Source organism: Marinobacterium sp. xm-d-579, assembly GCF_013282935.1.
Taxonomy (GTDB): Bacteria; Pseudomonadota; Gammaproteobacteria; order Pseudomonadales; family Balneatricaceae; genus Marinobacterium_E.
The window spans coordinates 303,712-319,472 of record NZ_WBYP01000004.1; the positions used below are offsets into that span (position 1 = coordinate 303,712).

16 protein-coding genes are annotated in these 15,761 nt (G+C 48.8%); 1 reads left to right on the forward strand and 15 read right to left on the reverse strand.

What is annotated here, in order from left to right:
* The first annotated feature begins 70 nt into the window (after positions 1-70).
* The gene (locus tag XMD579_RS10600) at positions 71-1,918 is read left to right on the forward strand and encodes a beta-ketoacyl synthase (protein WP_173484528.1); all 1,848 of its coding nucleotides are present in this window, start codon (positions 71-73) and stop codon (positions 1,916-1,918) included.
* Here the strand turns inward: XMD579_RS10600 and XMD579_RS10605 are convergent.
* The 15 genes from XMD579_RS10605 to XMD579_RS10675 form a co-directional block, all read right to left on the reverse strand.
* Entirely contained in the window at positions 1,915-2,688 is a 774-nt protein-coding gene (locus tag XMD579_RS10605; RefSeq protein WP_173506341.1) for a TatD family hydrolase, read from the reverse strand. The genes XMD579_RS10600 and XMD579_RS10605 overlap by 4 nt on opposite strands.
* 1 nt (position 2,689) lies before the next feature.
* On the reverse strand, positions 2,690-4,273 hold the full coding sequence (locus XMD579_RS10610; protein WP_173483428.1) for a peptide chain release factor 3: 1,584 nt from the start codon (positions 4,271-4,273) through the stop codon (positions 2,690-2,692).
* A 108-nt stretch (positions 4,274-4,381) separates the two neighbouring features.
* Positions 4,382-5,332 (reverse strand): dTDP-4-dehydrorhamnose reductase, encoded by a 951-nt coding sequence (rfbD, locus tag XMD579_RS10615; protein WP_173483429.1) that lies wholly within the window; start codon positions 5,330-5,332, stop codon positions 4,382-4,384.
* Between the two features lie 78 nt (positions 5,333-5,410).
* Positions 5,411-5,800, reverse strand: a complete 390-nt coding sequence (locus XMD579_RS10620; RefSeq protein ID WP_173506342.1) for a hypothetical protein — start codon at positions 5,798-5,800, stop codon at positions 5,411-5,413.
* 6 nt (positions 5,801-5,806) lie between these two features.
* On the reverse strand, positions 5,807-6,532 hold the full coding sequence (locus XMD579_RS10625) for a lysophospholipid acyltransferase family protein (RefSeq protein WP_173483431.1): 726 nt from the start codon (positions 6,530-6,532) through the stop codon (positions 5,807-5,809).
* A gap of 4 nt (positions 6,533-6,536) precedes the next feature.
* Complete coding sequence (moaD, locus tag XMD579_RS10630; protein ID WP_173483432.1) at positions 6,537-6,791, reverse strand: molybdopterin converting factor subunit 1; 255 nt, start codon at positions 6,789-6,791, stop codon at positions 6,537-6,539.
* Positions 6,792-6,811: 20 nt separating this feature from the next.
* Positions 6,812-7,288 carry a cyclic pyranopterin monophosphate synthase MoaC gene (gene moaC, locus XMD579_RS10635; RefSeq protein WP_173482231.1) on the reverse strand — a complete coding sequence of 159 codons (477 nt, stop codon included), beginning with the start codon at positions 7,286-7,288 and terminating at the stop codon, positions 6,812-6,814.
* A complete protein-coding gene (locus XMD579_RS10640) occupies positions 7,288-8,409 on the reverse strand; it encodes a 1-acyl-sn-glycerol-3-phosphate acyltransferase (RefSeq protein WP_173482230.1) in 1,122 nt (373 codons plus the stop codon). The genes moaC and XMD579_RS10640 overlap by 1 nt, the downstream gene beginning before the upstream one ends.
* 133 nt (positions 8,410-8,542) lie before the next feature.
* Positions 8,543-10,162 carry a TRAP transporter large permease gene (locus XMD579_RS10645; RefSeq protein ID WP_173489270.1) on the reverse strand — a complete coding sequence of 540 codons (1,620 nt, stop codon included), beginning with the start codon at positions 10,160-10,162 and terminating at the stop codon, positions 8,543-8,545.
* 12 nt (positions 10,163-10,174) lie between these two features.
* Complete coding sequence (locus XMD579_RS10650) at positions 10,175-10,849, reverse strand: TRAP transporter small permease (RefSeq protein ID WP_371731479.1); 675 nt, start codon at positions 10,847-10,849, stop codon at positions 10,175-10,177.
* An 89-nt stretch (positions 10,850-10,938) separates the two neighbouring features.
* Positions 10,939-11,928 (reverse strand): DctP family TRAP transporter solute-binding subunit, encoded by a 990-nt coding sequence (locus XMD579_RS10655; protein WP_217364119.1) that lies wholly within the window; start codon positions 11,926-11,928, stop codon positions 10,939-10,941.
* A gap of 219 nt (positions 11,929-12,147) precedes the next feature.
* On the reverse strand, positions 12,148-12,816 hold the full coding sequence (locus XMD579_RS10660; RefSeq protein ID WP_173482228.1) for an energy-coupling factor ABC transporter permease: 669 nt from the start codon (positions 12,814-12,816) through the stop codon (positions 12,148-12,150).
* A 9-nt stretch (positions 12,817-12,825) separates the two neighbouring features.
* Positions 12,826-13,263 carry a ribosomal protein S18-alanine N-acetyltransferase gene (gene rimI, locus XMD579_RS10665; protein WP_173489271.1) on the reverse strand — a complete coding sequence of 146 codons (438 nt, stop codon included), beginning with the start codon at positions 13,261-13,263 and terminating at the stop codon, positions 12,826-12,828.
* Positions 13,264-13,278: 15 nt separating this feature from the next.
* Positions 13,279-14,121 (reverse strand): hypothetical protein, encoded by an 843-nt coding sequence (locus XMD579_RS10670; RefSeq protein ID WP_173482226.1) that lies wholly within the window; start codon positions 14,119-14,121, stop codon positions 13,279-13,281.
* 2 nt (positions 14,122-14,123) lie between these two features.
* Positions 14,124-15,662 (reverse strand): 2-isopropylmalate synthase, encoded by a 1,539-nt coding sequence (locus XMD579_RS10675; RefSeq protein ID WP_173506343.1) that lies wholly within the window; start codon positions 15,660-15,662, stop codon positions 14,124-14,126.
* Between the last annotated feature and the right edge of the window lie 99 nt (positions 15,663-15,761).

Sequence of the window (15,761 nt, forward strand, 5' to 3'; positions counted from 1 at the left end):
TCTAGCCAGAACCTGACCTGCAAGTTACAATTTCCTGATATTTTTTGTGTCATTTATGGGGAGCAAGGCAGTGTCTCATTTACCGGTCATCGTTGGTTTTGGTGGCATCAGCCCCGCCGGTCGCTCCTCATTCAACCAAGGCTACAAACGCCTCATCTTTGAAACCTTGTCTGATAAAGATCAGCAGGATGTGTTACAGGATCTCGCCGTTCTCACCAACAGTAATGCAGATGAGCGGCAGGCACTGCTTGATGCCACCCTGATCCGTAAAATTCCAAGTTCATTCTTTGACGCAAATCGTGTCCTGATGAACAAGGCATCGAAGATCCATCCAGCAGGTGAATCCATTAAATTCACTCTGCGCAAACGTGATCTTCCGACCAACATCCCCGACAACTGGACATTGGCAGATACCGAGGCAGGCCAGGTCGAAGTCACCCTAACCGGTGCGCTCGACCTAATCTTCAACGATACACGCGTACTGCCTGTTCAGAGCGCCGGTATGTTGCCTGAAGGGTTTGAACCGGGTTCTCTATACCAATCACGCAACCATCCGCGCGCACTGCAAATGGCGATCTATGCAGCCTCTGATGCACTGGCCTCCACAGGTCTGGATATCGATAAACTGCTCGATACTCTGGCTCCTGATCAAATTGCGGTATTTGCCTCTAACTCAATTGGCCAACTCGACGACTTAGGCTTTGGCGGTCTCAATAAATACCCTGCGATTGGTAAGCGCACAACCTCTAAGCAGATGCCGTTGGGTTATGCGCAAATGCCGGCTGATTTCGTTAACGCCTACATGCTTGGCAACCTTGGCACGACCGGCGGCGCGCTCGGTGCCTGTGCGACTTTCCTGTACAACCTGCGTAATGCCGTTGAAGCGATTCGCACCAATAAGGCTGAGTTTGTTCTGGTTGGCGGGTCTGACGCCCCGGTCACTCCAGAGGTTATTGAAGGGTTCCGCGCCATGGGCGCATTGGCTGAAGACAAACAGCTTCAGGCACTGGATAAGCTCGCTTCACTTGCTGATGTAGACCACCGTTCAGCCTGCCGTCCATTTGGGGACAACTGCGGTTTCACCATTGGTGAATCGAGTCAATTTATTGTTCTGATGAGTGATCGCCTAGCGATCGAGACCGGCGCTCAGATCTATGCTTCGGTGCCTGATGTCTATGTTCATGCCGACGGTTATAAAAAATCGATCTCAGCACCCGGTGTCGGTAACTACTTAACCCTGGGCAAAGCGGCCTCTTTGGTTGAGAAGCTACTCGGTTCTGAAGCGCTACAGCAGCACTCAATGATTCAAGCGCATGGCACCAGCACACCACAGAACCGAGTGACTGAATCACATGTATTAAACGAGGTCGGTAAAGCGTTCAACATCAATGATTGGACGGTCACTGCGGTTAAGACTTACCTCGGACACTCTCAGGGCACTGCGGGTGGTGACCAACTGGTTTCAACACTGGGTGTTTGGGAACAGGGAGTCATCCCCGGCATAGTTACTACTCAGGCAGTAGCTAGCGACGTTCATCAGAGCCATCTTGAGCTACCTCTTCAGCATAAAGAGGTGGGTAATCAATTCATTTCTAACGCGTTGATCAACTCTAAAGGCTTTGGTGGCAACAACGCGACTGCGGTACTCATCTCGCCGACTGAGACGATTAACCTGCTTCAAAAACGTTATGGCGCTGCAGAGATGCTTGAGTGGCAGAAACGCTCAGAAGCGACAGTCGCTCAGGCTCAAGAGTATAACCAAGCCGCACTCAAAGGCACGACTCGACCGACCTACCGTTATGACTATGCGGTGCTTGCTGGTGAAGATTTAGAGATCACTCATTCTGGAATTAAAGTTCCAGGTCGTTCTTTGCCAGTCAGCTTCGACGTTTCAAACGCCTACGAAGATCTAACCTAAAGCCCCAAAAGAGCAGTCACATTGTGATGAGTTTGCTGAGCAATAGATTCAGTAGACTCACCACGTAACTCGGCGACTGCTTCAGCCACTTCTGCAACCCTAAACGGGTGATTTGGCTTACCCTGATGACCGCTTAACGGCATATCGGGCGCATCCGTCTCAAGCGCCAAGCTTGTCACTGGCAGTGAACAGACGACCCTTCTGAGTCGATTAGCTCGATCATAGGTCACTGCCCCACCAACACCAATCAAAAATCCCAAGGCAACAAGATTATCCGCTTGCTGCTGGCTACCCGAGAATGCATGGGCAACGCCACCTCTACGTAAACGGTGGCGTTTTAAGCGCTGCGTAATCAGATCGACGGAGCGGCGAACATGAAGCACAACCGGCAATTCAAATGCAGCCGCTAACTCTAACTGAGCATCAAAGAGTTTCTGCTGCCTATCTAATTGTGGATCTTCAATAAAAAGGTCTAATCCACACTCACCAATCGCAACAACGTCATCTCTCTGCTTAAGGAGCGTCTCTAGGGTCAAAAGATCTTGATCAATATCGTGCTGTTTTAGAAAACAGGGGTGCAAGCCAAGCGCCAGATGACGCCGAATGGGATGGTTAAGCTGACAGGTATGGATCACTCTAGGCCAATCGCTAGCCGTGACTCCGGGTACCAGAATATCCGTTACACCCTTTGCCTGTGCTTGATCGAGATGAGAGCTGATTCCCACTGCAAACTCGGGAAAGTCGAGATGGCAATGGGAATCAAAAAGCATGTTAGTGCTCGCGAGTAGCGCGGAACTGAATATCCGGCCAACGCTCTTCGGTGAGGTTTAAGTTCACTCGTGTCGGTGCCAAGTAGGTCATTAGACCTGCACCATCTTCGGCCAGGTTGTCATACCCTTTTTTGCGGAAGTCATTGAGCATCTTATCGTCAGCACACTCAACCCAACGAGCCGTCGCAACACTGATCGCCTCATAGACACAGTCCACTTTATACTCATCTTTAAGGCGATACATGACCACGTCAAACTGAAGCTGACCGACCGCGCCGAGAATCAGATCGTTGTTGCGAAGTGGCATAAACAACTGCACCGCACCCTCTTCGGACAGCTGCTGCAACCCTTTCTGAAGCTGCTTCATCTTCAGTGGATCAGTAGGACGCACACGCTTAAACAGTTCAGGAGCAAAGTGTGGAATGCCGGTAAATTTAAGCTCTTCACCTTCTGTAAAGGTGTCGCCGATTTGAATGGTACCGTGGTTGTGCAATCCGATGATGTCACCAGACCAAGCCTCTTCCACCGCCTCGCGATCACCCGCAACAAAGGTAACCGCGTCTGCGATACGAACATCTTTGCCGATGCGCGTATGTTTCATCTTGAGCCCTTTAGTGTATTTGCCAGAACAGATACGCATGAAGGCAATCCGGTCACGGTGCTTTGGATCCATATTCGCTTGGATCTTAAAGACAAAGCCTGTGAATTTATCTTCATCCGCCTGAACCTCACGTGTCTCTGTTGCACGATGAGAAGGGGCAGGAGCCCAATCAACAAAATCATGCATCATTTCTCGAACACCAAAGTTACCTAATGCCGTACCAAAGAATACCGGAGTCATGGTACCCGCTAGGTAGGACTCCTTGTCCCACTGGTGGGTAGCCCCTTGTACCAGTTCGATCTCGTCACAGAACTCTTCATAATCGGCACCCAACAGCTCACGAGCTTCGTCGCTATCCAAGCCTTGAATGATATTCTGTTCAGCAAGCAGATGCCCCTGCCCCTTGGTGAACAGGTGAATTTGATCCGTGTAAAGATTGTAGACCCCTTTAAAACGCTGACCGGCACCGATAGGCCAGTTAATCGGTGCGGCTTCAATTTTTAGTACCGATTCAATCTCATCCAAGAGCTCAATAGGGTCACGTATCTCACGGTCTAACTTATTCACAAATGAGAAAATAGGAGTATCGCGAAGACGACAGACATCCATCAGTTTAATGGTACGGTCCTCGACACCCTTTGCGCCGTCAACCACCATCAAAGCAGAATCCACCGCGGTCAATGTGCGATAGGTATCTTCCGAGAAGTCCTCGTGCCCCGGTGTATCCAGTAGGTTAACGATACGGTCACGGAATGGGAATTGCATCACAGACGAGGTGATCGAGATGCCACGCTCCTGCTCCATCGACATCCAGTCAGAGGTCGCGTGACGATCACTGCCTCGGCCTTTTACGGTACCAGCAACCTGAATCAACTGACCTAATAGCAATAGCTTTTCGGTCATAGTGGTTTTACCCGCATCAGGGTGGGAGATGATTGCAAAAGTGCGGCGGTTAGCCACTTGATCGTGAACTGCGTTTGACATGAATCGTTCTTCTAGAAAATTGAAAAGAGCCGTCGCTCAGAATTGGCGCGTATTTTCGCTGATTCTAAGCGATTAGACAAACGACTCGACCGTTTTAGAGCAGATTGACTAGGAACCTAGCTCTTCCGCTTTGGTTTCTACCGTCGGTTGAGGCACTTTACTGCCATCTTCACCGTAGATTTCACGAATCAGTCTTTGCAGGTCGACGCGCCATGGACGTTGACGAATACCGAAGGTATTCAAAATCTTCTTACAGGTCAGCACGGATGAAGTTGGGCGTTCGGCCCCCTCCTCTTCTGCGCCAGCCACCGGGCGAATTTTACGAACCGCCAGCTCCTCATATTGGCCAGCAGCAGCGATGATCGCCTCAGTAAATCGGTAGCGCGTTGTGATCTCTGCACCGGAGTAGTGGTAGGTACCCCAGTGATCAGCACCCTCTTCCAACTGTTGGATAATCGCCAAAATTACTCGAGCCACATCATGCGCAGCGGTTGGGCATCCACGTCGATCATCCACCGCTTCAATGGTTTTATACTCACGCGCTTTATCGAGCATTTTGGTCAGATAGTTGACTCCGGACTCACTGAATACCCAGCTGATTCTAAGAATAATGTGTTTAGGTTGATAAGCTCTAACATGCTCTTCACCGCGCAGTTTTGACTCACCAAAGGCTCCTAAGGGAGCCGGCTCATCCAGTTCAGTATAGCCACTCGCATAGTGACCATCGAACACGTAATCAGACGAGATATGGATAATTGGAATACTAAGGTCACTGCAGGCTTTAGCCAGATTAAGAGGCCCATCCGCATTAATTGCAAAGGCTTTGCCTGGGTGGGCATCGGCCGCATCAACCTGATTGAAACCGGCACCATTAAGAACGTAATGTGGAAGTACATCCGCCAATTTGGCTTCAATGGCAGCCGGATCAGTCACATCAAAACTGCGATGGTTGACGGGGATTATTTCGATATTTTCTAGCTTTTCAGCGACACGACAAAACGCTCGGCCAATCTGCCCTTCCGAACCGGTTACTAAAATTCTAATTTTATCGCCGTACAACTCTGAATCACTCCAACAACCATTAATATGAGTTTAAAAAGGGGAAACCGGCAGTGCAACCAGTAATTGCTGCTTCAGTCACACCCTTGCAGGTTGTGACTGCTGTGCGATCATTTCGATCAGAACTTTAGAGGTTAGATAACGCGCTTTGTCATTACTGCGTAAGCTGATAACCGAATCTAGAACATCGCACGCAGCGATTGAGATCTGTTTTTCCAGCAACACTTGAGCAACCTTAGCAAACTGATCACTCGACAGCCGGGTAAAGTCATAGACTTTACTGAGTAGAAGCAGATCGCCCGACTTCAATTTATCCAAAATCTTTAAGAGCTGAATGGGTTCAGAGGTCTCTTCAAAGGCCACTGAATCAAGCTCGATACCGGCCACTCGAGCACTGTCAGCCAATCGAGCCTGAAGCTGGGCTTTACCTTCATCGTCATGTATTGAGGCGTATCCAAACAGTGACATAGATCCTTAGGCTTTGATGCGTGTAAGACTTTCTTCAAGCCAGTCTACAGAATCCTTATGCACTTCTTCAACAGTTCTCTCTGTCGTTTCGATAGGTTTACTTATAAGCACATCAACCGTACCAGGGTGCTTAATAAAACCCTTTCCTGGCCAGAAACGACCCGCATTATGAGCGATGGCGACTAGAGGAACTTCACTGCTCACAGCCAACATAGCTCCACCTTTATTCCAACGACCTAATTCACCCACCGGAAGTCGGGTACCCTGAGGAAAAATAAGGATGGGCACACCCGCAGACAATTTTGCCTTACCTTGGTCCAGCAGTTGTTTTAGTGCGCCTCGACGTTTACTGCGATCAAGAGCGATCGGTTCTAGCAGAGCAAGCGCCCAACCAAAAAATGGGATTTTCAGTAACTCCTGCTTAAGGACCACCACCTGTGGCTGGATCAACAGCTGAAAATAGATCGTCTCCCACTCACTCTGGTGATTAGATATCGCAACATAAGCACCCGATGCAGGGAGGTTTTCTCGCCCCTGAACATTGACCTTAACGCCACAACAGACTCGTAGCCAAACAATGTAGAAGTTATTGATCGCGGTTACAAAATAGAATCTTGGTTTAAACGGCAGTGCACGAGCAACCACCAGACAGAGTGATGCCCAGACGATCGTCACTGGATAGAAGCCTGCGTAATAGCAGAGCGCACGAACAAACCCAATCAGCTTAGTCACTGCATCAACCCCCTGTCACAGGCGGGAAGAAGGCGACTTCATCACCCTCTTTAATGGGAGCACTTCTATCAGACATCTCATGGTTCACCGCAACCAAAACCGTCGACCCATTAATGGTTGAAGACCACTCTTCCCCGTGCATTGTCGAAAGATGATCAATCAAAGAGTCGACTGAACTGATACCTTCAGGAAGGCCGATACTCTCTTCAGAGCGACCGATGCGATCTTTTAAACTGGCGAAATAGACAATTTTTAACATGTAGCTTCCAAATAGTGCTGTTATTCAGCAATCCAGTGGCCCGATTTACCACCCTTTTTCTCTTGCAGAGAGACTTGATCGATCACCATACCTTTATCGACCGCCTTACACATATCATAAAGTGTCAAACCGGCCACAGAGACAGCGGTCAGCGCTTCCATCTCAACACCCGTCTGGCCACTCAATTTGCAGATCGCGCTGATCTCAACACAGCTCTCTGCTTCATTCGGCGTCAGCTCAACTTTCACACTCGACAGCATCAGAGGGTGGCACATTGGAATGAGGTCGGAAGTACGTTTAGCCGCCATGATCCCAGCAATACGTGCTGTCGCCAGTACATCACCCTTTTTATGACCGCCATTGACGATCATTGAGAGAGTCTCTGGCAACATGGTCACACGACCATAGGCTCTTGCTTCACGGAAGCTAACCTCTTTTTCAGAGACATCGACCATTCGAGCCTGACCCTTCTCATCGATATGAGTAAACTCTGACATCAGTGGCTCTCCGTTTGCGCATTGTTGTAGTTTAAAACCGGTTTAGCGTACATCGCTTTCAAAATATCTTTAGCAGCGCCATCAACCTGACTCAGCCTTGACTCAAGTAACGCCAGCCCCTCATCAGTTGCTTCACCTGCAGCGGCTAGATTGGTGGCATGCAAGCGGTAATTTTGGTGTATCTGACGGTCAATTTCTGCCGCCAGCTCTTCTGCCGATTCAAATTCACCTCGAATAGGCTCACCAAAGCCTACATGAACGCGGCCTTTGTCACCGACAATCCCTTTGACGATACTCTGAATATCTTCGAACTCACTCTTCTCATAAGTTCCGCCCTCAGCTTTGGCAGCCAACTCATTGGCTTTAGCCGAGTCACAAGGGTCTAGTTCGTATGCGATAGATACTGGGACAATATTGAGTCGCTCCACCATCTCAGAGAAGCTACGTTGCTTACGCTGAGACATATAGAACATTTTCAGTAGCGCTGGATCTGTACGATCGTCACCATCTTTCGCACGCCCTTCGCGCTGAGCGATCCAGACGGAGTGTCCCGTGGTGACACTGTGATCGATGTAACTAGAGAGCTGAGTTAAGGCCGTCATCATCTCACGTCCTTTAGCAGAACGGTTGACGATAAACGACTTGTTCAAACGCATCAGATCTGACACGTAAGGCTTACGCAGCAGGTTATCACCGATCGCAATTCGGACTGTGTCCATCCCTGCATGGTAGAGCATCCAATTGACGAACGCTGGATCCATAGCAATGTCGCGATGATTAGAGACAAACAGATAAGCATCCTCTTTATCGAGCTTATCCAATCCACTGCAACTTAACTTGGTCGTGGATCGTTTGATCATCTTGTTCATGTAGCTTTCAACAAGCTGTTGAAAATCACGAACGGTATCAACATCACCCATGCGTGCCGCTAGATACTGCTTGACGATGGGCCTTAAAAACCATCCCGCCCAACCTGAGGCTTTAGGAAACTGATACTTTGTAATGGCATCCACAAACTCATTATTGTGGAGGAGATCAAACAGAACCTGACCCACTTCATCATCGCGGTAGGGGCGAATCTCTTTATAGGGGTCGTCGTTGTTAACAGCAGTGTGACTCATAGATATCCAGTGTTATAGCAATAGGCGCTTATTTTAGAGCTTTAAGCGCTAATTAGCACCTGCCATCTACCTAAACAAAAACGGGGAGGGTTCATAGAACCATCCCCGTTTAAAAAATGAGTCGAATTAAGGACTATTTGGTCACTAATTCAGGACCCATGATGCTGTAGGGTAGCCAGGTCGAGATCGCTGGCACATAGGTCACAAGAATCAAGAAGACAAAGAGTACCGCGACAAACGGTGCGGCCGCCTTCACGACACGCGACAAGCTCATACCTGTAATCCCCGAGGTTACAAACAGGTTCAAACCGATCGGTGGTGTGATCATACCGATTTCCATGTTAACTACCATGATAATACCTAGGTGAATTGGGTCGATGCCCAACTCCATGGCAATCGGGAATACAACCGGTGCCACAATAACCAATAGACCTGATGGCTCCATGAACTGGCCACCGATCAACAACAGAATGTTGACTGCAATCAGGAATGACCACCAAGTAAAACCAACGTCGAGCATCCACTCAGTCACGTGCTGAGGAATACGCTCAGCCGATAGAGTGTGTGCGAACAACAGAGCATTGGCGATGATGAACATCAGCATCACTGTGGTTTTGGTACCCTCAAGCATGGTCTTACGGCTCTCTTCACCGAACAGTGATGGGAAGAAGGCTGTAATCAGAGTCACAAAGTTACGTTTCCAGATCGCTAAGCCTGCAACAAAGCAGTGAGCAAAACTCTCATTCATGGCGTGACTGCGCTTAATGGTGTAGAAGATGGTCAAGGCGATACTGACCACAGCACCCCAGATTGCACGCTCGCCAGCGGTTACCGTGCTATCTGGATCCGACGTCGCAAAGAACGACAGGATCATCCAGACTAAGAAGAGTGACACACCATAAACCGAACCACTGAAGCCGACTTTCGCGTGTGGCGCATCCGACTCAAGTACCCATGGCGTGTTTTTCAAAGGCCCCATATCGCGATAGATAAAGAGCGCAACAATAATTGAGTAGACCGCCGCAACAACCGCAGCCTCTGTTGGGGTGAATGCGCCTCCGTAGATACCGCCCATGATGATGACGATCAGGAACAGTCCCCAGAATGCATCCTTACCACCACGAACGATGGTACCGAAACCTTTCCACTCCTCTGCAGGCAGGTTTTTAATACGTGCAACCACGTAGATAGCCAGCATCAGCATACCGCCGGCAATTAGACCTGGAATAACACCAGCCAAGAACATACGACCTACCGACACATCCGTCGATGCCGCGTAAACGACCATAACGATAGAGGGCGGAATCAAGATACCCAAAGTACCCGCGTTTGCGATAACACCCGAAGCGAACTCTTTTGAGTAACCCACTTGGCGCATACCGGCGATAGCAATCGTACCGATCGCGACAACAGTCGCTGGCGATGAACCAGAGAGTGCAGCAAACATCATACAGGCCAATACTGACGCCATCGCAAGACCACCACGGAAGTGCCCCACTGACGCAATCGCAAAGTTAATCAAGCGTTTCGCAACACCACCGGTCGACATGAACGACGACGCGATAATGAAAAACGGGATCGCTAAAAGAGTGTAGTGTGTACCCACACCAAACAGCGAAATCGCTACAGACGACAATGAGTCTGTAGAGAAGAAAGTAATAAATAGAATTGAGGATAGGCCTAGCGCCACACCCACAGGAAGACCGATAAAGAGCAGACCCAATACCAGTGCAAATAGAATTAATGCTTCCATCAGTTCAGGCCCTTAATCTTTCAGTGCATCTTTGTGCTCATCAACAAGGTCTTCCGCCTCGTGACCAGCAATGAGGTGATGACGTGCACCGGTCCAAATACCGACAAACGCCTGCAGTGAGCGATAAGCCAACAGAGCCAAACTGATTGGCAGAATAACCAACACCAACCAACGTTGAACACGCTCTTTAACGCCGAACCACTCCATAATGAAGTCAGGCCAACGCATCTCTTCGACACCGATGTTGATCTTGTACATTTTAGCCCAGTACTCAATGGCACCACCGCGGACATCGACGCCCAAGGCTGCCAACCAAGCACTATCAAGAAGAATCAAGGCGTACATCAGCGTTGCAAAAGCTGCAAACAGCGACAACCACTTACCGACCCTGCTAGGTACCGCATTAAGAACGATATCGACACCCAAGTGGGTACCATTCTTAATACCGAAGCTCATCCCCATCAAAATCAGCCATGAGAACATCACCATGCTGAATTCAAGTGCCGCTGACCAACCGGTTCCGAAGGCGTAGCGAGCAATAACCTGACCAAAGGATACGGCCATGATCGAGAAGATGATTAGAACAAGGAAATTCTCTTCCAGTTTTTCCATAAATCTTGGGAAACGTTTCTCTAAGCCCCAGATCACTAGAATAAGAATTAAGAGGTAAAGATGCGGCCACTCCACGTCAGTACTCCAATATGTTGAGCTACATAAGCTCGGGAAAAGGAAAGGACGGGCTCTAAACGAGCCCGTCGATCATCAACCTAAGTTGATTAAGAGTTTGCAGCAGCTTCGATTAGATCAGCACCGATCTTATCTTCAAACTGTTTCCAAACAGGTTTCATAGCGTCAACCCAAGCTTTTCGACCTGCATCGTCTAGCGTGTTGATTTTACCACCTGCATCCAAAATGCTTTGACGGTAGTTCGCTTCTTTATCTTTAACACTTAAGTTGGCTTCGTTAGTCACGTCTTTAGCGATCGCAATGAACTGCTCACGAGCGTCTTTAGGCATAGAGTCTAGGAACTCTTGAGACGTCATGAATAGGTATGCAAGAAGCTGGTGGCTAGTCTCAGTCGTTGAATCTTGCACTTCGAAGAACTTCTTAGTGTAGATGTTTGACCAAGTGTTTTCCTGACCGTCTACAACGCCAGTCTGTAGTGCACCGTAAACCTCTTTAAATGCCATTGGCTGTGGTGAACCGCCCATTGCTGCGATCATCGCTTTAGCAACGTCAGAGTTCTGTACGCGGAACTTTAGACCTTCAGCATCAGATGGTTTTAGTAGTGGTTTGTTGGCAGAGAAGTACTTCATACCAGACATCCAGTAACCTAGGCCTACAAAACCAACATCTTCCATTGCAAGAAGAAGGTCCTGACCAGCATCAGAGTTAGTGAAGCGCATTGCAGCGTCCATATCTTTGAAGATGAATGGAAGGTCGAATACGCCAAACTTAGAAGTGTAAGAACCGAACTTAGATAGTGAAGGCGCTAGGATCTGTACGTCACCTAGTAGAAGCGCTTCAAGCTCTTTAGAGTCACCGAACAGTGTAGAATTTGGGTAAACTTCGATACACATAGTGCCGTTCATTTCAGCGTTTACACGCTCAGCAAGTTTGTTAGCCGCAACCACTTTAGGGTGAGTTGTACCACCAGTAACGTGTGAAAGTTTTGCAACGATCTCGCCAGCGTCACAGTTAGCCTGTGCAGTAGCAGCCGATACAGATAGAGCCAAGGCAGAAAGGCCAAGAGTTAGTTTTTTCATTATTTACACTCCAGTTTGTATTAGGTCACAACGACCTTGTAAAAAGCACTTTTGCAAAGCAGAAAACGTGCCAACAACCTAGATATATATTTATTTTCAACAAGTTAGTGAAAATAAATACAGGACATAAGACTTAAAGGAGGCATTAATGGCGGATGCTCGCCGAAGCTAATCAGCAAGAAGTGGCGGAAAACCGCCACTTAGCAATGCGATGGCTTACTACTGATTGTCGATGTACTTAGCCGCGTCAAATGTACGAATCCAATCGGGATGAAACACCATGACAGCGGTCATAAGAATGCCGTTAATGAGCCCCTCTGGGAACATAATCAACGGCAAGAAGGAGATGTACTCGTGATAAATCGTTTGCCAACTGTGGATACCTGACAAGCCAAGCACAAGCGACAGGGTCAACCCCGAGCTAGCGACTGCAAACCCACCACCAATAAAGGCGGCTAAAAAGAGATAGGCAAAGAAGTTAGGCGGGTATCGTCTCTCAATATATTTAAGAAGCGTGATGGTCAGTGTCGCTGGCACCACAACAATCGCAATTAAATTTATGGCCAGCATATCAAAGCGCTCCACTCCAACTAGAGTGATGCCGAGCATCGCAATCGCGCCAGCCAAGATGGCAAGATCCCAGCCAAACATCAGTGTCAACGCGGTCATACCCAAAAAGTGAACACTCAACCCTTCCGATAGGCCCGCTCTAAAGGTCCAAGTCAACATCAGCAAGACCATAGCGCCGAACAACAGATGCTGAAGTCGAGGCTCAGCCCAAAGCGCTTGAAAAGGCACACGTTTAAAGGCACTCCAGATAGAGGTAACCGCTAACAGTGCCGCTACCAGATGCCAAATAAGATTGATGTCTAAGATAGGATTTTCCATCTGTTTAATTTACACCGGTCGTGACATTAGGATCGCATCCTCCCTACCCTCTTGACCGATCAGCGGGTAGTAATGTTTACGCAGACCGTCCGTGACAAAACCCACCGATTGATAGAGACGAATCGCCGCCTCATTAGAAGCACGCACTTCCAACATGACACGGCTGATTCCATCCCCAGTGAACTGTTCAAGCTGATCAGTCAGCATCTTCGCCGCCCAACCTTCTCCACGCCGATCAGGCACTACGCCAATGCGGAGCAGTTCCGCTTCATCAAATAACCTTTGGTAGAGCGCAAAGCCGATCGGTTCGTTAGCGTCAAACAGTGTGTAGCAGGGAAAACGATCATCTTGAGATAGATACGTCTGCCATTGAGATTTTGACCAGTAATCAGGAAAGCACTGTTGATCCAGAGCAAACAGTTGATCAATCGTCATCACAGCAGGCATTTCAGAAGATAAACACTAAACCAGTGGCTGAAGATCAGACCAGATCTGCTGTTTAGCGCCAGGCATATTGAGCGCCTGCGAGAGTGATTGGGTCGTTAGATAGTTCAGTCCCGATTGTTGCAGTGGCAGCAGTTGCCCATGAGTCTCATCCACACCTTCACCAACCACCCAATTCGCAAGCCCCTCGCCAAACAGAATAACGGTCTCTAGACCAGACTCTTTCTGCATAAAGCTCAACTGTCGCTGCACATGTTTTCTCGCTTCATGCGGCCCCTGATCCAGGGTTTTACCGGCAAGCATAGGCCACTCAAGCGTAATCGGCAGTGTGATTGATTGTGGTGACTCTCCAAGAGCTTGAACAATGCCCGCCAAAAGACGCTTATGCTTATTGGAGAAGCCTTCGCGAGCACGAATGGGAAGATTATCGATTAGTAGGAGTCGGCCCGCTCGAGCCATAACAATTTTATAACGCGGCGCAGGTTCAAAGCTTCGTTTGACCGAAGTAGTGGGCGATGTTTGAGGCTCTTTAGAACTCTCATCAGCCGTCAACTCAGCAACGGCAGCACGTCTGATGTTAGAAGAACCTACCTCTGCCTCATCGGGAGCGGAGACCTCTAAGGCTTCACCAATCTGAGTAATCGCACGACGCTCAGCATGAGGCTCGACAGGCTTGTGTGCTTGTGGAGCCAACGCCTGCATCACCTCTTCATCGTCACCAAGGAGATCCGCAGGATGAGCAAAGCGATAGACCCAATCAGGCGAAGGCTTTGCTGCTGGCAAGATTTGACGAGGCATCCACTGCTGGATACCAAGCTGATCTAAATAGGCGGCTTGGATTCGAGCCTGCTGAACTGACATGATTAAACCTGTGGGTGCGCTTTTTCCGCGTTAGTATCCAGAAGATTGAGCGCATGGATATAGGCCTTAGCCGATGCAATGATGACATCGGTATCGGCACCTAAACCATTTACGATGCGACCACCCTTCTCAAGACGCACGGTGACTTCACCTTGCGAATCGGTTCCTTCAGTCACGGCATTCACCGAATAGATCAACAGTGTAGAGCCAGAGTTCACCTGTGACTCAATCGCTTTAAAGATAGCATCGACTGGACCACTACCCTCAGCACAGCACGAGTGCTCTTGCCCATCAATACTCACAACTAGATCGGCTTGAGGTGTCTCACCCGTTTGCGATGTCACAGATAGGTTGACCAACTGAAAACGTTCGCTTGACGCTTCGGCACGGCTATTGCTGACCAGCGCCATAAGATCCTCATCAAAGATCTCATGTTTCTTATCGGCTAACACTTTGAAGGCTTGGAAAGCGGTGTTTAGATCAGCATCACTCTTGAACGTAGTACCCAGCTCTTCAAGACGTGATTTAAATGCAGCACGACCTGAATGTTTACCCAATACCATTTTATTAGTCGTCCAACCGACACTTTCTGCGGTCATGATCTCATAGGTTTCACGGTGCTTCAGTACACCATCTTGATGAATGCCCGATTCATGAGCAAAGGCGTTAGCGCCGACAATCGCCTTGTTAGGCTGAACGGGGAAACCCGTCACGCTAGACACCAGTTTAGAGGCACCGACAATGTGCTGAGTATCAATATTGGTCTCAAGACCCATTACGTCTTGGCGAGTTTTCAGTGCCATAACGATCTCTTCTAACGCTGCATTACCGGCACGCTCACCCAAACCGTTGATTGTACACTCTACCTGACGTGCACCCGCTCCCACGGCTGCCAGTGAGTTGGCAACCGCTAGGCCAAGATCGTTATGACAGTGGACAGAGAAGATCGCTTTATCCGAGTTTGGAATACGCTGAATCAGTTCCCCGATCACCTCAGCAAACTGATGAGGCACGGCGTAACCGACCGTATCAGGGATATTGATAGTACGAGCGCCAGCGTCGATCACTTTTTCGATAATACGGCACATAAAATCCAACTCAGAGCGGCTAGCATCTTCTAACGAGAACTCGACATCATCAATCAGATTGCGCGCTCGCTTAACGGCATGTACAGCCTGTTCAACAACACGATCTGGCTCCATCTGAAGCTTGTACTTCATGTGAATCGGCGAGGTCGCGATAAAGGTATGAATACGACCTTGCGCAGCATTCTTCAGCGCTTCACCCGCACGATCAATATCCGCATCCAAAGCACGCGAGAGTGAACAAACTCGGCTATCTTTGATGTTGTCGGCAATATTTTTTACCGCCTCGAAATCACCGGGACTCGCAATGGCGAAACCCGCTTCAATCACATCAACTTTCATACGTTCAAGCTGACGAGCGATTCGCAGTTTCTCTTCACCGGTCATAGACGCACCGGGACTCTGTTCACCATCGCGCAGCGTGGTATCAAAAATAATAACGCGATCGTTGCTCATAAGGGTCTCCACGAATTTAGGCCGTAGAAATAATTTCTCTAACGGCTCGCTATAAAGAGTAATTGGCCTATGATAGCTTGATGATCGACCAGTAGAAAG